Genomic DNA, 19,987 nt, shown 5'->3' with positions numbered 1-19,987 from the left:
TTTAAGGAATTATTGCAATGTTACGAATCAAGCAAGAAGCCCTCACATTTGATGATGTTCTTCTCGTCCCAGCACATTCAACCGTGCTCCCAAATACTGCTGATCTTTCTACTCAATTAACTAAAACTATCCGTTTAAATATCCCGATGCTTTCCGCCGCGATGGATACCGTAACCGAAACTAAACTGGCGATTTCCCTTGCTCAAGAAGGTGGTATTGGCTTTATCCACAAAAATATGTCGATTGAACGCCAAGCTGACCGTGTGCGTAAAGTGAAAAAATTTGAAAGTGGTATTGTTTCTGAGCCTGAGACGGTTTCGCCTGGTATGACGTTAGCGGAATTAGCCAATTTAGTAAAACAAAATGGCTTTGCAGGTTATCCTGTTGTGGATGAAAACCAAAATTTAGTTGGTATTATTACCGGTCGAGACACACGTTTTGTAAACGATTTAAGTAAAACTGTGCGTGAATTTATGACACCAAAAGAGCGTTTGGTTACCGTTAAAGAAAATGCAACTCGTGAGGAAATTTTCCACCTAATGCACGAGCACCGTGTGGAAAAAGTGTTGGTGGTGAACGATGATTTCAAACTAAAAGGAATGATCACACTCAAAGACTATCAAAAAGCCGAAAGTAAGCCGAATGCGTGTAAAGATGAATTTGGTCGCTTGCGTGTTGGTGCCGCAGTCGGTGCCAGTCCAGGCAATGAAGAGCGTATTGATACGTTAGTGAAAGCGGGTGTGGACGTATTATTAATTGATAGCTCCCACGGTCATTCCGAAGGCGTTTTACAACGTGTGCGTGAAACACGTGCAAAATACCCGAATTTACCGATTGTGGCAGGTAACATCGCTACCGCCGAAGGGGCGATTGCCTTGGCAGACGCTGGAGCAAGTGCGGTGAAAGTCGGTATCGGTCCAGGCTCAATTTGCACCACTCGCATCGTAACTGGCGTAGGTGTGCCACAAATTACCGCGATTGCAGAGGCTGCCGAAGCCTTAAAAGATCGTGGTATCCCTGTGATTGCTGATGGCGGTATTCGCTATTCAGGCGATATTTCCAAAGCGATTGCCGCAGGAGCAAGCTGCGTAATGGTTGGCTCAATGTTCGCTGGCACAGAAGAAGCCCCTGGCGAAATTGAGCTTTACCAAGGCAGAGCCTTCAAATCTTACCGTGGAATGGGCTCACTTGGTGCAATGAGTAAAGGTTCAAGTGACCGCTATTTCCAATCCGACAACGCCGCAGACAAACTCGTGCCAGAAGGCATTGAAGGGCGTATTGCCTACAAAGGCTTCCTAAAAGAAATTATCCACCAACAAATGGGTGGCTTACGTTCTTGTATGGGTTTAACTGGCTGTGCCACTATTGAAGAGTTACGCACCAAAGCCCAATTCGTCCGCATCAGCGGTGCTGGCATTAAAGAGTCGCACGTTCACGATGTTGCTATTACCAAAGAAGCACCAAACTACCGTATGGGCTAATGGTGTAGGGGCGAATCATTATTCGCCCCTACAATTGTAATATTTTGCGAAAAATTAACCGCTTGTAAAGAGAGGCTCTATGCTCCAAGCTATCATTTTTGATATGGACGGCGTGATTGTTGATATGGAATTTGTCGAATTCGATCTGCAACAACAGTTTATTGAACAGCATAAAGAACACGATGATGAAATCAGTTTCGAGGCGCGTTCGGAAGTATGTGGCAAAGCATTGTCCGATATTCCTGAAATTATGCAACGGCTGACGAAATCGTCCCTCCCTTTGGAAGATCTGAAAACCCGCTATCAGGCATTTTTTGAAAATCTGTTTAACAACGTAGATTATCCGTCGATTTTTCGTTCGGACATCAAGCTGATTTTGGATTACGCCAAAGCAAACAATATCAAACTGGCGGTCGCCTCATCCTCTGCTCTTGCACATATTCAGCGAATTTTGACCGCTTGCGGCATCATTGATGAATTTGATTTAATCGTCAGCGGCGAGCAGTTTGAACACAGTAAACCCGACCCAACGATTTACCGCTACACCTGTGAGAAATTAGGAGTGCCTCCTGAAAATGCCGTGGCGATTGAAGATTCCTACTACGGAATGAAATCTGCAAAAACCGCAGGTTTAACCGTAATTGGCTACGAAGAAAAACGAATGCTAATCGACCAAAGTTTAGCGGATTATATGGGGAAGGATATGGTGGAGATTTTAGGGATTATCCAAGCACGCTATAACCAAGCCAAACAAGCGGGCTGATTTCAAGGAAAATTTGCAAATGGCGGAACTTCAACAACACTTTGGCGAAATTGCCGGTTTAATCCAAACCTCACGGGCGAATGCGTTGCGAGCGGTCAATGCTGAGCTGGTTAATCTCTATTGGAACGTTGGAGCCTATATCAGCCAGAAATTACAACATTCTGAATGGGGCGATAAAACCGTGTCGGAGTTGGCGAAGTTTTTGAAACAGAATGAACCGGATTTGAAAGGTTTTGATCGACGCGGGCTTTATCGTATGGTTCAGTTTTATGAAACCTACGCATTGGAAGAATTTGTGTCACCAGTGGTGACACAATTAGAAAACTCGCCTGAAACCAACATTGTCTCACCAGTGTCGAGACAATTTGTCCCAATGGATATTCGCCAAACTATTCTTGGAAAAGTCAGTTGGACAAACCACTTAATCATTTTCACTCGTTGTAAAATAGATGTGGAACGTGAATTTTATATTCGGATGTCAATCAAAGAACGGTATAGCAAACGAGAACTCGACCGCCAAATTTCCGCTTGTCAATTTGAACGAACAATGTTGGGCAACACGCAACTATCCCCTGCGTTAAAAGAATTTACCCAAGAAATCGAACCCGTTTTTAAAGACAGTTATATTTTTGATTTCCTGAATTTACCTGAAAGCCACAACGAAAGCGATTTGCAAAAAGGCTTAGTTTCGCAAATGAAAAACGTTATTTTGGAACTGGGTAGAGATTTCTTATTTATGGGGCAAGAATATAAATTGCAGGTAGGCAACAGCGATTTCTTTATTGATTTGCTGTTTTATCATCGTGGCTTGCAATGCCTTGTCGCCTTTGAACTGAAAGCCGACAAATTCCGCCCCGAACATTTAGGGCAGCTCAATTTCTATTTAGAGGCTTTAGATCGTGATGTGAAACGGGAAAACGAAAATCCGAGTATCGGTATTTTGCTCTGCAAAGATAAAGATAACGAAGTGGTTGAATACGCTCTAAACCGCAATTTATCGCCGGCAATGGTGGCAGAATATCAGGTGCTACTGCCACAGAAAGAACTGTTGCAACGGAAATTGCGGGAGTTAGAGATCTAAAAGTGCGGTCTGTTTTTGCAAAGTTTTTAAGGAATTTGACCGCTTGTACCAAAGACATTAGGAGAAAAATTATGGGTTTTGATGTTAGCTATCATCCAATCAGTGAAGACGAAATACAACATTGGTATTTTGATGTACTCGAAGATCAAAGTATTATTTCTGACCTAGCAGAAAAATTTGATATAGATCCTTTCTATCAAGAACAATATAGGGAATTTATCCAAGAAGTAAAAAACGAACATCATAATATTTTTGAAAAATATCACGGATTTAATATCGCAATTGCACAGGGATTTGTAAGGAAGTATTTTTATACTCGTGGTTCTGCATTTTCTTTCATTATTGAAAAATATCCAGCTTTTAAAGAATACACTAAACACTGGCAAGATATTTTAAAAAATAAATTTGAGGGTACTATCCACAATCAAATTTTTGAAAACTATTCTTCTGGTGTTTTTATTCCCAATGATAAAGTGAAAAAACTTTTAAATGACTATGAGCATAATGAGAATGTAAGACGTATTTTGGATGAGTCTTATTCACATAAAAGAATTTCGGTATTTTTAAATGCACTAAAATTTGCTCAAGAACATAATGTAGGCTTGCTTGAAGCGACTGATGTCATTACTCCAGACCCTTTGGAACTCAATAATTCCTCCTGTTACTCAAACTTATTTAATTGTGATGTTGAAGGGGCGTTATTATATCAAGAAGCGGTATTTGAACAGTTAAGTGAAGCTCTGCCAAGCAATCCAAATTCAGAAGTATTAACAACCGAAGTAAAGCAAGTTTCTCTTTGGCAAAAAATTAAAAATTTCTTTTCTAAGTAAGGCAAAAAATGACAAACATCCACCACCACAAAATTTTAATTTTAGACTTCGGTTCACAATATACCCAGCTGATCGCACGCCGTGTGCGTGAAATTGGGGTGTACTGCGAGCTTTGGGCTTGGGACGTGACCGAAGAGCAGATCCGTGAATTTAATCCAACAGGAATTATTCTTTCAGGTGGTCCTGAGAGTACCACTGAAGAAAATAGCCCTCGTGCCCCTGAATATGTATTCAACGCCAGTGTGCCGGTACTGGGTATCTGCTACGGTATGCAAACAATGGCGATGCAGTTGGGCGGTTTAACCGAAACTTCCGATCACCGTGAGTTTGGTTATGCCTCTGTTGAGCTGAAATCCGCCGATCAACTTTTTGCAAATTTAAACGATGATTTGACCGCTTGCGATCCGAAATTAGATGTTTGGATGAGCCACGGTGACAAAGTGACCAAGCTCCCAACCAACTTCCAAATCACAGGCGTTACCCCAACCTGCCCGATTGCGGCAATGTCGGACGAAAGCCGTCGTTTCTACGGCGTGCAGTTCCACCCTGAAGTAACCCACACAAAAAGCGGTTTAGAACTTCTAACCAACTTTGTGGTAGGTGTTTGTGGCTGTGAGCGTAACTGGACACCGGAAAACATTATCGAAGATGCCGTTGCTCGCATTAAAGAGCAAGTAGGCGACGATGAAGTCATTTTAGGCTTATCAGGTGGGGTAGATTCGTCTGTAACTGCGTTATTATTACACCGTGCCATCGGCAAAAACTTGCATTGCGTATTCGTGGATAACGGTTTGCTCCGCTTAAACGAAGGCGATCAAGTGATGGAAATGTTCGGCGATAAATTCGGCTTAAACATTACCCGTGTCAATGCGGAAGATCGTTTCTTAGATGCCTTAAAAGGCATTGATGAGCCAGAGGCAAAACGTAAAACTATCGGTAAAGTTTTCGTAGATGTTTTTGATGATGAATCTAAAAAATTAACTTCAGTAAAATGGTTGGCTCAAGGCACAATTTACCCTGATGTAATCGAATCTGCCGCAAGCAAAACAGGTAAAGCACACGTGATTAAATCGCACCATAACGTGGGCGGTTTACCGGATTATATGAAACTTGGCTTAGTTGAACCATTACGTGAATTGTTTAAAGACGAAGTTCGCAAAATCGGCTTGGCACTTGGCTTACCGGCTGAAATGCTAAACCGTCACCCATTCCCAGGCCCGGGTTTAGGCGTACGTGTACTTGGTGAAATCAAAAAAGAGTACTGTGATTTGCTACGTAAAGCCGATGCAATTTTCATCGAAGAGTTATACAACTCAGATTGGTACTATAAAGTTAGCCAAGCCTTTACTGTATTCCTACCTGTAAAATCGGTGGGCGTAATGGGGGATGGACGTAAATACGACTGGGTCGTTAGCCTGCGTGCAGTCGAAACCATCGACTTTATGACCGCACATTGGGCGCATTTACCTTATGATTTATTAGGTAAAATCTCCAACCGTATCATCAACGAAGTGAACGGTATTTCCCGTGTGGTGTATGATGTTAGCGGGAAACCGCCAGCAACGATTGAGTGGGAATAAAATTATAAAGCCTTGTTTTACAAGGCTTTATTTATTTTTGCTGTAATTCTTCCTCAGTTTTTTCTATCAACTCTGTAGCTGAGTAACCTAATCCTTTAGCTAATTTAAAGATGGTTGTGATACTAGGTTGTTGTTGTCCAAGCTCTAATTTACTCACGTAAATGCGTTGCAAATCCGCCTCAAATCCTAGTTCTTCCTGTGATAAATTTTTCTGTTTTCTTAATTGGCGAATAGCTCGACCAAATGCAATAGCGATATTTTCCAAAACCCATACCTTTTATTGTTCCTATAATTGTATGAATTTCAGCAATATGTTATATTTTAGTCTTCATATAGAAGTATGAAATTTTAAATAAATATCCTTAGGAGCTATCAAATGAAAACTAAGTTATATCTTTCTGCTTTAATGTGTTTTGGTTTAAGTGGTTGTCAAGTAGTTACTGATACACTTTCTACCGTTAATGGAGCGTTGAGTTCTGTGAACTCCGCACTTTCCGGTACTGCTGTAACTTCTGCTGCTCAATCTTCCGTTGATAGTGCAGTGAGTGAATAAAGCTAAAGCTAGTCAAGATGCTAAAATTTTATTTAATCAAGCAAAACCTGCAATTTCTAAATATGTGGCTCTGATAGCGTGTAATACCCCGACAAAGCAATTAGCGGCATATAGCGATCCCGATAGTATAGAACCTAACGGTTTAGGTATGCCACAGCATAATATGTCACACCATAAATCAGGGTGCTTAAACGTATTACGCATTGAACGCATTAAAAAATTAGCCGCAAATACGGTTGAATTTCAAGCTGTTTACATTTCTCCACAAAGTGAAGAGGTTGTTAGAAAAACACATCACGCAATTAAACAGCCGAGTGGAGATTGGCTATTTGATTTCTGGGGGCTTTAATTAACAAAAAGCCTCTGTGAAAACACAGAGGCTTTTGCAAAAAATCAGCAGAATTTAACCGCTTGTTATTTCTTTTTGGTCGGGCGTTGCCAGCCTTGAATGTGGCGTTGTGGCACACGGCTAATCACTAGCTCGTTTTCAGCCACATCTTTAGTAACTGTTGCACCAGCTCCGATAGTTGAGCCGTTAGCAATCGTTATTGGTGCAACTAACTGGCTGTCTGAACCAACAAACACATTGTCGCCGATAATGGTTTTGAATTTGTTTGCACCATCGTAGTTACAGGTGATTACGCCAGCCCCGATATTACAATTTTTACCCACTTCCGAGTCGCCTATATAGGTTAAGTGGTTTACTTTTGAGCCTTTGCCGATAGTTGCTTTTTTGATTTCGACGAAGTTGCCGATATGGGTTTCTTCCGCTAATTTTGCACCCGGGCGTAAGCGTGAGAACGGACCGATAGCCGATTTTGCCCCAACAATCGAATCTTCAATCACAGAATAAGGCTTAATTTCAACATTGTCGCCAATTTCACAATTTTTTAGTATACAACCAGCACCAATTTTTACGTTGTTACCGAGTTTGATTTCGCCTTCTAAAATTACATTTACATCAATCTGCACATCTTTACCGTGAGTGAGTGTGCCACGAATATCAAAACGGCTTGGATCGATAATGGTTACACCTGACAACAGTAATTTTTCCGCCTCACGTTTATGGTAGAAGCGTTCTAATGCAGCGAGTTGTAAACGGTTATTTGCTCCTTCCACTTCCATAAATTCAGTGGCTTGAACCGCTTGTACTTTGAAGCCGTCTTGGTTTGCCATTGCGATCACATCAGTAATGTAATATTCGCCCTGTGCGTTGTTATTATTTAAGTTTTTCAACCATTTCTTGAAGCTTGCACCGCTTGCTACCATTACGCCAGTGTTTACTTCTTTGATACTGAGTTGCTCTTCGTTCGCATCTTTATGTTCAATAATAGCAACAACGGAACCGTTTTCACGAATAATACGTCCATACCCTGTAGGGTCTTCTAATTCAACGGTTAATAATGCAATCCCATTTTCAGGTTTAGCTGCAACTAAACGTGCTAATGTGTTTGGGGTAATTAATGGTGCATCGCCATAGAGCATTACAATATTTTCATCATCAGCAAAAAATGGAGCCGCTTGTAGCATTGCGTGCCCTGTGCCTAATTGTTCGGCTTGGAATACCCAATTTACAGGTTCTTCATTTAGGCGTGCTTTTAATAAATCCGCACCGTGTCCATAAATTAAATGAATTTGCTGAGAATCTAATTGCTTGGCAGTATCAATGACGTGTTTTACCATTGGTTTTCCAGCAATTGGATGTAACACTTTTGGTAAGTCTGAATACATACGGGTTCCTTTACCAGCAGCTAAAATTACAACACTCAGTTGAGTCATAATAGATCCTTATTTAGTTAATATATTGCAGTGCTCACTATAACAAGCACAATTTGTGCGGTATTTTACTCTTTTTGTAAAATGATTTCATTTATTGATGTGAGAAATTTCTATTAGGTTGGTTATTAAGCTTTTTAAGAGACGATTTAACTTATTATAGAATTAAATAGGTATTACTTATTTCTTATATTTCTCTACAACTAAAAATCTTTTTGATAGAATGTAGATATGGAGTATATAACTAATTCATATTAAGGAGAATTTATGCCAACAGTACAAAAAGGCCATCAGCCTTTGCCTATTTGGTCACTTTTATTGCCTATAGCAGCTTGGATAATTTATTTTGTTGGAGTGAAAGAGAGTGTTGCTTTACAGTTAGTTGGCGGTGTTTTACTGATTGGAAGCGTGCTTTCTGCTGTTCACCATGCAGAAGTTGTTGCCCATAAAGTAGGAGAGCCATTCGGTACCATTATTCTTGCATTAGCAATCACTGTAATTGAGGTGGCACTTATTGTTTCATTAATGGTTGCAGGTGGAGATAATACCGCTTATTTAGCTCGAGATACTGTTTTTGCGGCAATAATGTTAATTTTAAATGGTATTTTGGGGGGCTGTTTACTAATTGGAGGGTTAAAGCATCACGAACAATTCTTTAGTAAAAAGTCTGCAACGACAGCATTAGTTACGTTAGTTGTGATTTTAGTGATTACCTTAGTTTTACCAAACTTTACTACCAGTACGCTGGGAGCAACTTATAGCCCATCTCAACTGATTTTTGTAGCGATTGCATCAATTGTACTTTATGCCTCATTTATTTTGGTTCAGACAGTTCGTCATCGTGACTATTTTTTAGCTGATGATAATAATCCATCACATCACGCAGCACCGCCTTCAGCTAAGATTGCATTGGCTAGTTTACTATTTTTGATTATTTGTTTAGGCATTGTCGTGTTGTTAGCAAAAGCCCTTTCACCTGCGGTTGAGGCAATAGTCGTTGGTGCGGGTGCTCCAGTTGCGTTAGTTGGGGTGATTATTGCGGCTGTTGTACTCTTGCCAGAGGGTGTAGCTGCTTTAACTGCTGCACACCGTAACCGTTTACAAACCAGTATAAACCTTGCATTAGGTTCAGCACTGGCAAGTATCGGCTTAACAATCCCTGCAGTCGTGATTGTATGCTTGATTTTTGACATTAATATGGTATTAGGGCTAGATTGGAAATCAATGGTATTATTATCGCTCTCTTCTTTTGTAGCAATGCTTTCGCTTAACCACGGACAAACTAATATGTTATACGGTATAGTGTTATTGGTTATTTTAGCGACTTATGTATTTACCGTTATTGTTCCTTAGCGTGCGGAAATCATCTATGCCATAAGAGATAGTGGGGAAATCCCACTATCTCTTGAATTATTTAATTTAGACCTTATTAAAGACTAAATTTAACTTAAAAGAAAGAAAAATGGGTAAAAAACGTAGTGCAAGCTCCTCTCGTTGGCTTGCAGAGCATTTTAAAGATCAATTTGTGCAAAAAGCACATAAGCAAAAATTACGTTCACGTGCTTATTTTAAGCTAGACGAAATTCAGCAAACTGACCGCTTGTTTAAGCTTGGAATGACGGTTGTCGACCTTGGTGCTGCACCAGGAGGGTGGTCACAATATGTGGTGACACAAATTGGTAGTAAAGGTAGGGTCATTGCTTGTGATATTTTAGATATGAACCCGATTGCAGGAGTAGATTTCTTGCAAGGTGATTTCCGTGAAGAGTCCGTTTTGAATGCGTTGTTAGAACGAGTAGGCGAAGACAAAGTTGATGTAGTAATGTCTGATATGGCACCGAATTTTAGTGGTATGCCATCTGTAGATATTCCTCGTGCAATGTATTTAGTGGAATTAGCATTAGATATGTGCCGCCAAGTATTAGCTCCAAAGGGAAGCTTTGTGGTGAAAGTATTTCAAGGTGAGGGATTTGACGAATATCTCAGGGAAATACGTTCCTTATTTAGTGTTGTAAAAGTTAGGAAGCCAGAAGCTTCACGAGATCGCTCACGAGAAGTCTATATTGTTGCGACTGGCTATAAAGACTAGAAACCACGCAAGCGGTTGTTTTTTGCTAAAAATTTGCAAAAAAATTAGGAAATTTGACCGCTTTTATAGTAACCTTGAATAGATTTTTATTAAGAGAATAGGGGATTAACCTTGAACGATATGGTTAAAAATATTTTACTTTGGGTTGTGATTGCTGTTGTGCTGATGACAGCTTACGAAGGTTTCAATTCTAATTTTGGTAGTAGTTCAAACACCGTACCATATTCGACTTTTTTAAGTGATATCAAAGAGAATCGCTTACAAGGTGTCGATTTTAAACAAAATAATGACACTATTATGGTGACAAAAAATGATGGTGCAACTTATCAAACTGTAATGCCAATGTATGATGAATACCTGATGGCAGATTTAGCCAAGACGAATGCAGTGATTACAGGACAACCAGCGGAACGTAGAGGATTATTATCACAAATCTTAATTTCTTGGTTCCCGATGCTATTATTAATTGGTTTCTACATCTTCTATATGCGACAAATGCAAGGTGGCGGCGGACGTGGAGCAATGGGGTTTGGCAAAAGCAAAGCAAAAATGCTGACTGCAGAAGAAATCAAAACTCGTTTTTCTGATGTTGCAGGTTGTGATGAAGCGAAAGAAGAAGTAGGTGAAGTGGTTGAATTTTTACGCGATCCAGCTAAATTCCAAAAACTAGGCGGACGTATTCCTAAAGGGATATTAATGGTAGGTCCTCCAGGTACGGGTAAAACCTTACTAGCCAAAGCCATTGCTGGTGAAGCTAAAGTGCCGTTTTTTACAATGGCGGGTTCAGACTTTGTAGAAATGTTTGTAGGTGTTGGTGCTTCTCGCGTTCGTGATTTATTTGAGCAAGCAAAGAAAAATGCACCTTGTATTATTTTCATTGATGAAATTGATGCGGTTGGTCGTAAACGTGGTGGTGCAGGCTTTAGTGGTGGTAATGATGAGCGTGAACAAACACTGAACCAAATGCTCGTAGAAATGGATGGTTTTGAAGGTTCAGAAGGCGTAATTATTATTGCTGCCACAAACCGTGCGGATGTGCTTGATGATGCTCTAACACGTCCAGGTCGCTTTGACCGCCAAGTTACAGTAGATTTACCGAATGTGAAAGGGCGAGAGCAAATTTTGAAAGTTCACTTGAAAAAAGTACCGCTTGCAGAAGGTGTTGATCCAATGCAAATTGCACGAGGTACCCCTGGTTACTCAGGGGCGCAATTAGCGAACTTGGTAAATGAAGCGGCATTGTTCGCCGCGCGTAAAAACAAGCGTGTAGTAACAATGGAAGACTTTGAAGAAGCCCGTGATAAAATCAATATGGGACCAGAGCGTCGTTCAAATACGATGACGGAAAAAGAGATCATCAATACTGCTTATCACGAAGCTGGGCACGTTATTGTCGGTTATCTAATGCCAGAACACGACCCACTTAATAAAGTAACCATCGTACCTCGTGGTCAAGCGTTAGGTTTTGCCCAATTTTTACCAGAGGGCGACCGTGTAAGTGAAACTTTTACGAAATTAGAAAGCCAGCTTTCAACGCTATTTGCAGGGCGTATTGCAGAAGGGTTGATCTTTGGGGACGATAAAATTACCACTGGGGCTTCTTCGGATATCCACCGTGCAACGCAAATTGCACGTGCAATGGTAACACAGTGGGGATTCTCGAAAGAGTTAGGTCCAATCTTTTATCAAAATGAAGATGGAATGGGCGCAATTAAAGGCGTATCAGAAGAATCTCAAAAGCTGATTGATACTGAAATGCGTAAGATTATTGATAGAAACTATCAACGAGCAAAACAAACATTAGAAGACAATATGGACATCTTACACGCAATGAAAGATGCCTTATTAAAATACGAAACGCTTGATAGTAAACAAATTGATGATCTAATGGCTCGTCGTCCAGTAGGAGAACCTTCGGGTTGGAGTGATACACCTACAAAAGATGATAATGCAACGCCACCAAGTGGTGAGCAAGCAGCAGATACAACCTCTATCACTTTAGATGATAAGCCTGTTAAGGATAACAATATTGGCGATTCTCTGGCTGATTCTAAAGCTAGAGAGTGATAGATAGATGAAAACCGAGAGTAATTTACTCTCGGTTTTTTGTTATGACAAGCGGTTATTTTTTATTAAAATTTTACCAATATAAGACATTAGGCGATTGTACTTATTTCTTTCCATTTGTAACAAATTTTTTACTAGCAAAAAGGTGCTTTCTCCACTAAAATCATTTTGTATGTTAATAAGAAAAACAGAGGTTATTATGCAATTTTTCAAGATCGCTAATGAGGGAGTGAAATCGCTTTCGCCTTATCAAGCGGGCAAGCCTATCGAAGAGTTGGAGCGTGAATTAGGTATTCAAAATATTATTAAACTTGCTTCAAATGAAAATCCATTTGGTTTTCCTGAGAGTGCGAAACAAGCAATTATTAGCCAGTTTGAACACCTCACTCGTTACCCTGATTCAAATGGTTTTGAACTCAAATCAACGATTGCTAAAAAGTTCAATTTACACCCAAATCAAATTACCTTAGGTAATGGCTCAAATGATTTATTAGAGCTTTTTGCTCATACTTTTGCAAACGATAAAGATGAGATTATTTATTCACAATATGCCTTTATTGTTTATCCCCTTGTTACAAAAGCGATTAATGCAATCGCGCGTGAAATTCCTGCAAAAAATTGGGGACATCATTTAGATGGTTTTTTAGCCGCAATCAATGAAAAAACCAAGCTTATTTTTATTGCAAACCCAAATAATCCAACAGGAAATTTCTTAACTCAAGCTGAAATAGAAGCCTTTTTAGTAAAAGTGCCGAATAATGTAATTGTCGTCTTAGATGAGGCTTACACTGAATTTACTGAAGTGGGAGAACGGGTTGATTCTTTTGGCTTATTAGCTAAATATCCAAATTTAATTGTTTCTCGCTCACTTTCTAAAGCCTATGGGTTGGCGGGCCTTCGTATTGGTTATGCCGTATCAAATTCTGAAATTGCTGATTTATTGAACCGTGTTCGCCAACCGTTTAATTGTAATAGCCTTGCGTTAGCCTCAGCGATTGCAGTCATGAATGATGATGCGTTTGTGCAAAAAGTGGCAAAAAATAACCGCTTGGAAATGGCTCGTTATGAGGCGTTTTGTCAGGCAAATAGATTGGAATATATCCCTTCTAAAGGCAATTTTATTACGATTGACTTTAAATGCCCTGCGGTACCTATTTATGATGCACTATTGCGTGAAGGTGTGATTGTTCGCCCAATTGCAGGTTACGGAATGCCGAATCATTTGCGTGTGAGTATTGGATTGCCTGAAGAAAATGATAGATTCTTTGCTGCATTATTGAAAATTTTAGCTTAACAAGCGGTCTTTTTTTATCAAAATTTTACAAATTAAATGAACAAATGGAAAAACTAACTCTAGCCCCCATTTCCCGTGTAGAAGGGGAAATTAATTTACCAGGCTCAAAAAGCCTTTCTAACCGTGCATTGTTACTCGCAGCCCTCGCTAAAGGTACAACACGGGTTACCAACTTATTAGATAGCGATGATATCCGCCATATGCTTAATGCCTTAAAAGCGCTAGGCGTGCAGTATGAATTATCCGCAGATAAAACTATTTGTGTAGTAGAAGGGATTGGCGGTGCTTTTCAGGCTCAGAATGGCTTGTCTCTCTTTTTAGGCAATGCAGGCACAGCTATGCGTCCCTTAGCAGCTGCACTGTGTTTAAAGGGAGAAAGCAATGCTCAGATTATTTTAACTGGCGAACCTCGAATGAAAGAGCGTCCAATACAGCATTTAGTGGATGCGTTACGTCAAGTCGGTGCGAACGTGCAATATTTAGAAAATGAGGGCTATCCTCCGCTTGCCATTACAAATAGTGGTTTAAACGGCGGAAAAGTACAAATTGATGGTTCTATATCTAGCCAATTTCTAACCGCATTGTTAATGTCAGCCCCATTGGCGGAAAATGATATGGAAATTGAGATTATTGGCGATCTAGTATCAAAACCTTATATCGATATTACTCTTGCGATGATGAGTGATTTTGGTGTAAGCATTGAAAATCGTGATTACAAAACGTTTTTAGTGAAAGGAAATCAACGCTATATTGCACCAAAAGGCAATTACTTGGTGGAAGGCGATGCCTCATCGGCTTCTTACTTTTTGGCAGCGGGAGCAATTAAAGGCAATGTAAAAGTAACGGGTATTGGTAAAAAATCAATACAAGGTGACCGCTTGTTTGCTGATGTGTTAGAGAAAATGGGAGCAAAAATTACTTGGGGAGACGATTTCATTCAAGCAGAGCAGATGCCATTAAAAGGTGTTGATATGGATATGAATCACATTCCCGATGCCGCAATGACGATTGCTACAGCAGCCCTTTTTGCGGAAGGGGAAACTGTTATTCGTAATATCTATAATTGGCGAGTAAAAGAAACAGACCGTTTAACTGCAATGGCAACTGAACTACGTAAAATTGGCGCAGAAGTTGAAGAAGGGAAAGATTTTATCCGTATTCAACCACTTGTGTTAGATAAATTCCAACACGCAGACATTGAAACCTATAACGATCATCGAATGGCGATGTGTTTTTCACTTATCGCATTATCGGATACGCCAGTAACGATTTTAGATCCAAATTGTACAGCGAAGACATTCCCAACCTATTTTACTGAGTTTGAAAAATTATCGGTAAGATAAAACTAAAAAGGATTTAGCTTTAAGCTAAATCCTTTTTTATGTTATATGCTATAGCCAGCCGCCGTTATTACGTTTTCGGCGAGGAATCAGTAATGGCACAATTAAGCCAAGTAATAATCCTGCACCTAATACGGTACCGCCGTAAATGAACCATTGAATCACAATTTCACGTTTTTCAGAATCGTGCATTGTTTCTAAATCACGATTTTTATTTTTTAAGATTTCTAGCTCACGCTTTAGTTGTGAATTTTCAGCCACTAAATCGCTGCTTTTTTGTATAGCATCTTGTGTTCTTCTCTGCATTTCTGCGGTACGTTGTTGCCACTCAGCATCAATTTTACTTAAGCGATTAGCCAAATCTTGCACTTGCTGATTTAATTGTGGAATGCGCTCTTTCGGACTGGCTGTATTGCTTAAATCTGAGTTTAAAACCCATCCCTCACGATTTCTAGCATCTCTAATTAAGCTATAACGTTCTTTTTTATCTAATACTTTTACCTTCTCGCCTGCTTGGATTGCACCAGAAATTCTAAAATTATCTCCTGCACCTTTACGCATATAGGTACTAAGATTTTCGCTAATATATTGCGTTTGAGCCAGTGTAGGTAAAGCTGTACAGCACATAAGCCCTGCGAGCAAATAAACGATTTTTTTCATAACCCTCCCTGCAATCTAAAATGGCGAAGGGGTAAACAGAATCACCCCTAAGAATAGTAAGTGAATTAAATAAAAATTACACTCAAAATATGGTAAATCACAATTGCAAGTAATGCACCTGCTGGTAGTGTGATAACCCAAGAAGCAATAATATTGCGAATGACGTCAAGATTAAGGGCAGCAATACCTCGTGCAAAGGCAACACCAATTACAGCACCTACAAGAGTTTGAGTTGTCGAAATTGGAAGCCCCGTACCTGAGGCAATGACAACTGTAATTGAACAAGCAAATTGTGCGGCAAAACCACGACTTGGCGTTAAGTCTGTAATGCCTGTACCGATAGTTCCCATTACTTTATGCCCCATTACGGCAAGACCAATGGCGATACCCACAGCACCTAATGGTAGAACCCAAGGAGCCATGATAGTCTTTCCTTCAATTATACCGCCATGATCAACGATAGATACTACCGCCGCTAAAGGTCCGATGGCGTTAGCAACGTCATTTGAACCATGTGCAAAAGCCATTGCACAAGCCGTAATTAGCATTAAAATACTAAATACTTTTTCTACGCCGCTGAATGCAGAGCTATCTTTTAGACTCGTTTTAAATACATTACTACGAAGATAAAAAACGCAAATAACCGCACAAATTACAGCAATTGTTGCTGAAAGAATGGCAGTTTGTAAGCCAGTTAAATTTAAACCAACGTGTTTAAGCCCTTTTTCTAACGTAACGATACAAATAATAAAGACGGTTAGAGCAGTATAATAAGGAGCATACTTCTCTGCATTTTTCATTGGGGCTTCAGTATCAAAAATCATCTTTTGTGTAGAGGTAAAGATGAAATAGGCAACAATCCCTGCAATAAATGGAGTAATAAACCAGCTACCTACAATACCGCTAAATTGAGACCATTGCACTGCTTCCATTCCAACTGAAATTACTGCAAAACCAACAATTGCCCCAATAATAGAGTGTGTCGTTGAAACTGGCCAACCTTTTTGTGAGGCAACTACTAACCAGATACCCGCTGCAAAGAGTGCTGACATCATACCGAGAATAAGTATGTCAGGATGCCCTATAAAAGCATCAGTAGAAATGATACCGCTTTTAATAGTCTCCGCGACTTCTCCACCTGCAAGATAAGCACCAAAAAATTCAAAGACTAATGCAATATAGATAGCTTGTTTGGCGGTAATAGTACGAGAACCGACAGCAGTCCCCATTGCATTTGCGACGTCATTAGCACCTATACCAAAGGCCATAATAAAGCCAAAAATAGCGGTAATGACGACGATAATAAACCCGTAGTTATTAATCAGTTCCATTGTAACTTCCTATGATTTAGCTAACATCAATTCAATTCGAGAACCGATTCGTTGGGCTTGATCGGCTAAAACACTAATACGTTCGATACATTTATATAAGAACATAACATCAATTGGGTTAAGTGTTTTTTCTAATGATAATAGTGTATGACGTAATGTGATTTGATATTGATCTGTATCATCTTCAATTTGGTCAAGTTCAAGGATCATTTTATTGACGAAATCAAGCTCTCTGCCTCTAAAGCCAGTTTCTAACAATTGATCCATTTCATCTAATACCTTGCTAACTTGACGACTAGCGTCAATGCTACGAGAAAGGAATTTTTTGAAAAGCGGTTGCATTTCAGTAGGAATGACTAATTGACGTCCAATGATACGGCCAGAAATATCTCTTGAGTAGTTTGCCAGTTTGTCTAGCTGTGTAACTAACTCTAATAAGTCTGTTCTTTCGAGAGGCATAAATAAGCCACGAGGGAGTTTTAAGCGAATTTCACGTTTTAAAGAGTCTGCTCGGCGTTCTAAATCAACTATTTGACCTCGCACTTCTGCTGCTTTTTCCCAATTATGTACAAAAGTAGCTTCAAAAAAAGGTTCTAATAACTCGCTACATTCTGTCACTTTATTGGAGTGTTTTTGCAGCGGTTTAAGTGGGGACTGGGCGAATAAACCTAAAATGTTATTCAATGCCATAGAATATCTCCATAATGATAATATTTACAAGGACTCTAAAAAGTCCTGCGTATTTTACTTGATGTATTCATAAAGATCACGATATAAAGCCTGTTTTTTGAACAAGCGGTTGAGTTTTGTGAGAATTTTGTAACATTTTGAATAAATCCAATCGCTTGTAGTTCTTTCTGGAAAATGCAAATTTCAATTTAATTCAAATTCCGATAAACTATAGACAGTCAAAAAGATCATTAATAAGAGATAAAAATGGCAGAATATAACGGAACATCCCGTGGAAAAATGAACGATAAACAAGTTGAGCAAATCAGTATTTCCCCCCACTCTATTGAGGCAGAACAGGCAGTGCTTGGCGGTATTATGCTGAGTAACGAGCATTGGGATAACGTTGCAGAGCGTCTGCAACCGCACGACTTTTATAACTACGCACATCGTATTATTTTTGAGCAAATGGCGGATTTGGTGCGAGCAAATAAGCCCGTTGATATTATTACCCTAGACCAAACGTTAAAAGATAAGGGCGTGTTACAAGATGTAGGAGGCTTTGCTTATCTTGCCGAAATTTCAAAAAATACGCCAAGTGCCGCTAATATTCTTGCTTATGCGAATATCGTACGTGATCGTTCTGATTTAAGAAGCGTGATCAGTGCGGGTAATAAAATTGCGGAAATGGGTTATAAAACCAAAGGGCGAACGTCTAAAGAAGTGTTGGATGAAGCCGAGCGAATTGTATTTGAAATTGCGGAAAAACGCCACAATGCAAATGAAGGTCCGCAACGTATTGATGATATTTTGTTAAAAACGCTCGCAAGAATGGATATGCTATCTAAAAATCGCCATAATGGCGGGATAACTGGCGTTTCAACAGGCTTTACCGATCTGAATAAAAAAACAGCAGGTTTACAGCCATCTGATTTGATTATTGTGGCAGCACGCCCTTCAATGGGGAAAACTACCTTTGCGATGAATCTGTGTGAAAATGCGTCATTACTGGATATTGAAGACAAAGATGACTTAGATGAAAATGGCAATCCGAAGAAAAAACCAGCAAAACCAGTGTTAATTTTCAGCCTTGAAATGCCAGCAGACCAAATTATGATGCGTATGTTGGCGTCACTTTCTCGGGTGGATCAAACTAAGATCCGAACTGGGCAAATTTCAGATGATGAAGACACGGCGAAAATTTCCAGCACAATGGCCATTTTACAGGAGCGGAATAATATCTATATTGATGATAGTTCAGGCTTAACACCCACAGAGCTTCGCTCTAGAGCCAGACGTATTTATCGTGAAAATGGTGGCTTGAGCTTGATTATGGTGGATTATTTGCAGTTAATGCGAGCCCCAGGTTTTTCTGAAAACCGAACTCTTGAAATCGCAGAAATTTCTCGCTCATTAAAAGCCTTAGCCAAAGAGTTAGAAGTACCTGTAGTGGCACTTTCTCAGTTAAACCGTAGCTTAGAACAACGTGCAGACAAACGCCCTGTCAACTCTGATTTACGTGAGTCTGGTTCTATTGAGCAAGATGCAGACTTAATTATGTTTATTTATCGTGATGAAGTATATAACGATAATTCCGATCTCAAGGGCATTGCTGAAATTATTATTGGTAAACAGCGTAATGGCCCAATTGGGCGTGTGAGATTAACGTTTCAGGGGCAATATTCCCGATTTGATAATTATAGTGGTGGACATTATGACGATGAATACTAAGCCAATGACGCTTTGTGCGATTTACAAAAGCAAAATAAAAGAAGAAATGTATTTATATGTAGAGAAGCGAAATCAATTTGAACAGGTACCAGAAACGTTACGCCAAATGTTTGGCAAGCCTGAATTTGTGATGATGTTTAACTTAATGGGCGACAAGCCTCTCGTTCGAGCTAAAAATGAAGAGGTTCTGCAAAAATTAGCAGAGCAAGGCTACTATTTGCAAATGCCACCTCCGCCTGAAAATCTGCACCACGCTTTTCTTGCACAACATAAAGGGAAGAAATAATGCGTTGTCCATTTTGCTCAATGGAAGAAACTAAGGTAGTTGACTCACGATTAGCTGCAAATGGCTACCAAATTCGCCGTCGTCGTGAGTGCGTAGGGTGTAAAGAACGCTTTACTACTTTTGAATCGGCGGAATTAGTTGTGCCTTATGTCATTAAAAATAATGGTAATCGAGAGCCATTTGATGCGGAAAAACTCAGAGTGGGCTTAAGACGTGCGTTAAATAAACGCCCCGTGAGTACTGATGATGTTGAAAAAGCGATTAGTCAAATGATTATTCAGTTACAAGCTATGGGGGAGCGAGAAGTACCGAGTCGCCATATTGGCACTCTTGCAATGAATGTGCTAAAACAGTTAGATAAAGTTGCCTATATCCGTTTTGCCTCTATTTATTTGAGCTTTAGCGATATTGAAGAATTTACGAAAGAAATAGAGAAACTAAAAGAATAAAGGATAA

General features: G+C 39.7%; 20 protein-coding genes. 15 read left to right on the top strand and 5 right to left on the bottom strand.

All coding sequences use genetic code 11. The annotated features are described in order from the left end of the window. The first annotated feature begins 17 nt into the window (after positions 1–17). The 5 genes from guaB (at position 18) to guaA (ending at position 5,735) form a co-directional block, all read left to right on the top strand. Positions 18–1,481, top strand: a complete 1,464-nt coding sequence (gene guaB, locus GM698_RS00420; protein ID WP_209289461.1) for an IMP dehydrogenase — start codon at positions 18–20, stop codon at positions 1,479–1,481. 79 nt (positions 1,482–1,560) lie between these two features. Then, positions 1,561–2,244 (top strand): HAD family phosphatase, encoded by a 684-nt coding sequence (locus GM698_RS00415; protein WP_209289460.1) that lies wholly within the window; start codon positions 1,561–1,563, stop codon positions 2,242–2,244. A 19-nt stretch (positions 2,245–2,263) separates the two neighbouring features. Beyond that, positions 2,264–3,325 carry a YhcG family protein gene (locus GM698_RS00410; protein WP_209289459.1) on the top strand — a complete coding sequence of 354 codons (1,062 nt, stop codon included), beginning with the start codon at positions 2,264–2,266 and terminating at the stop codon, positions 3,323–3,325. Between the two features lie 71 nt (positions 3,326–3,396). Then, a complete protein-coding gene (locus GM698_RS00405) occupies positions 3,397–4,155 on the top strand; it encodes a hypothetical protein (RefSeq protein ID WP_209289458.1) in 759 nt (252 codons plus the stop codon). An 8-nt stretch (positions 4,156–4,163) separates the two neighbouring features. After that, a complete protein-coding gene (gene guaA, locus GM698_RS00400) occupies positions 4,164–5,735 on the top strand; it encodes a glutamine-hydrolyzing GMP synthase (RefSeq protein WP_209289457.1) in 1,572 nt (523 codons plus the stop codon). 31 nt (positions 5,736–5,766) lie between these two features. Here guaA and GM698_RS00395 read toward each other — a convergent pair whose 3' ends face one another. Beyond that, positions 5,767–6,000 carry a helix-turn-helix domain-containing protein gene (locus GM698_RS00395; RefSeq protein WP_209289456.1) on the bottom strand — a complete coding sequence of 78 codons (234 nt, stop codon included), beginning with the start codon at positions 5,998–6,000 and terminating at the stop codon, positions 5,767–5,769. Positions 6,001–6,111: 111 nt separating this feature from the next. Between GM698_RS00395 and GM698_RS00390 the strand changes: the two genes are divergently transcribed. Beyond that, positions 6,112–6,288, top strand: a complete 177-nt coding sequence (locus GM698_RS00390) for a hypothetical protein (protein WP_176812516.1) — start codon at positions 6,112–6,114, stop codon at positions 6,286–6,288. Next, positions 6,281–6,637 carry a hypothetical protein gene (locus tag GM698_RS00385; RefSeq protein WP_176812517.1) on the top strand — a complete coding sequence of 119 codons (357 nt, stop codon included), beginning with the start codon at positions 6,281–6,283 and terminating at the stop codon, positions 6,635–6,637. Before GM698_RS00390 ends, GM698_RS00385 begins: the two co-directional genes overlap by 8 nt. 65 nt (positions 6,638–6,702) lie before the next feature. Here GM698_RS00385 and glmU read toward each other — a convergent pair whose 3' ends face one another. Then, positions 6,703–8,067, bottom strand: a complete 1,365-nt coding sequence (gene glmU / locus GM698_RS00380) for a bifunctional UDP-N-acetylglucosamine diphosphorylase/glucosamine-1-phosphate N-acetyltransferase GlmU (protein WP_209289455.1) — start codon at positions 8,065–8,067, stop codon at positions 6,703–6,705. Positions 8,068–8,331: 264 nt separating this feature from the next. Between glmU and GM698_RS00375 the strand changes: the two genes are divergently transcribed. The 5 genes from GM698_RS00375 (at position 8,332) to aroA (ending at position 14,857) form a co-directional block, all read left to right on the top strand. Beyond that, complete coding sequence (locus GM698_RS00375; RefSeq protein WP_176808353.1) at positions 8,332–9,417, top strand: calcium:proton antiporter; 1,086 nt, start codon at positions 8,332–8,334, stop codon at positions 9,415–9,417. 109 nt (positions 9,418–9,526) lie between these two features. Continuing rightward, complete coding sequence (gene rlmE, locus GM698_RS00370) at positions 9,527–10,153, top strand: 23S rRNA (uridine(2552)-2'-O)-methyltransferase RlmE (protein WP_159629746.1); 627 nt, start codon at positions 9,527–9,529, stop codon at positions 10,151–10,153. A gap of 120 nt (positions 10,154–10,273) precedes the next feature. Next, positions 10,274–12,220, top strand: a complete 1,947-nt coding sequence (gene ftsH, locus GM698_RS00365) for an ATP-dependent zinc metalloprotease FtsH (RefSeq protein ID WP_159629748.1) — start codon at positions 10,274–10,276, stop codon at positions 12,218–12,220. Positions 12,221–12,419: 199 nt separating this feature from the next. Next, positions 12,420–13,514, top strand: a complete 1,095-nt coding sequence (gene hisC, locus GM698_RS00360) for a histidinol-phosphate transaminase (RefSeq protein WP_176812519.1) — start codon at positions 12,420–12,422, stop codon at positions 13,512–13,514. Positions 13,515–13,558: 44 nt separating this feature from the next. Beyond that, on the top strand, positions 13,559–14,857 hold the full coding sequence (gene aroA / locus GM698_RS00355) for a 3-phosphoshikimate 1-carboxyvinyltransferase (RefSeq protein ID WP_176812520.1): 1,299 nt from the start codon (positions 13,559–13,561) through the stop codon (positions 14,855–14,857). 48 nt (positions 14,858–14,905) lie between these two features. Here the strand turns inward: aroA and GM698_RS00350 are convergent, their stop codons facing one another. The 3 genes from GM698_RS00350 to GM698_RS00340 form a co-directional block, all read right to left on the bottom strand. Then, entirely contained in the window at positions 14,906–15,481 is a 576-nt protein-coding gene (locus tag GM698_RS00350) for a TIGR04211 family SH3 domain-containing protein (protein ID WP_236650894.1), read from the bottom strand. 98 nt (positions 15,482–15,579) lie between these two features. Further along, entirely contained in the window at positions 15,580–16,845 is a 1,266-nt protein-coding gene (locus GM698_RS00345; protein WP_176808357.1) for an inorganic phosphate transporter, read from the bottom strand. Positions 16,846–16,854: 9 nt separating this feature from the next. Continuing rightward, the gene (locus GM698_RS00340) at positions 16,855–17,535 is read right to left on the bottom strand and encodes a TIGR00153 family protein (RefSeq protein WP_176808358.1); all 681 of its coding nucleotides are present in this window, start codon (positions 17,533–17,535) and stop codon (positions 16,855–16,857) included. A 246-nt stretch (positions 17,536–17,781) separates the two neighbouring features. On the opposite strand from GM698_RS00340, the gene GM698_RS00335 reads away from it, so the two are divergent. The 3 genes from GM698_RS00335 to nrdR are packed head-to-tail and all read left to right on the top strand — an operon-like array spanning position 17,782 to position 19,980. After that, positions 17,782–19,245 carry a replicative DNA helicase gene (locus tag GM698_RS00335; RefSeq protein ID WP_209289454.1) on the top strand — a complete coding sequence of 488 codons (1,464 nt, stop codon included), beginning with the start codon at positions 17,782–17,784 and terminating at the stop codon, positions 19,243–19,245. Further along, positions 19,229–19,531 carry a YcgL domain-containing protein gene (locus tag GM698_RS00330; RefSeq protein ID WP_371739898.1) on the top strand — a complete coding sequence of 101 codons (303 nt, stop codon included), beginning with the start codon at positions 19,229–19,231 and terminating at the stop codon, positions 19,529–19,531. The genes GM698_RS00335 and GM698_RS00330 overlap by 17 nt, the downstream gene beginning before the upstream one ends. After that, a complete protein-coding gene (gene nrdR / locus GM698_RS00325) occupies positions 19,531–19,980 on the top strand; it encodes a transcriptional regulator NrdR (RefSeq protein WP_159629764.1) in 450 nt (149 codons plus the stop codon). Before GM698_RS00330 ends, nrdR begins: the two co-directional genes overlap by 1 nt. Positions 19,981–19,987 lie beyond the last annotated feature (7 nt).

Origin of the sequence: Mannheimia sp. ZY171111 (genome assembly GCF_017750945.1) — a bacterium.
In the GTDB taxonomy this organism is placed as follows: domain Bacteria; phylum Pseudomonadota; class Gammaproteobacteria; order Enterobacterales; family Pasteurellaceae; genus Mannheimia; species Mannheimia pernigra.
The sequence above is the reverse complement of the archived record's forward strand: the minus strand, read 5'-3'. Positions and strand labels throughout refer to the sequence as shown.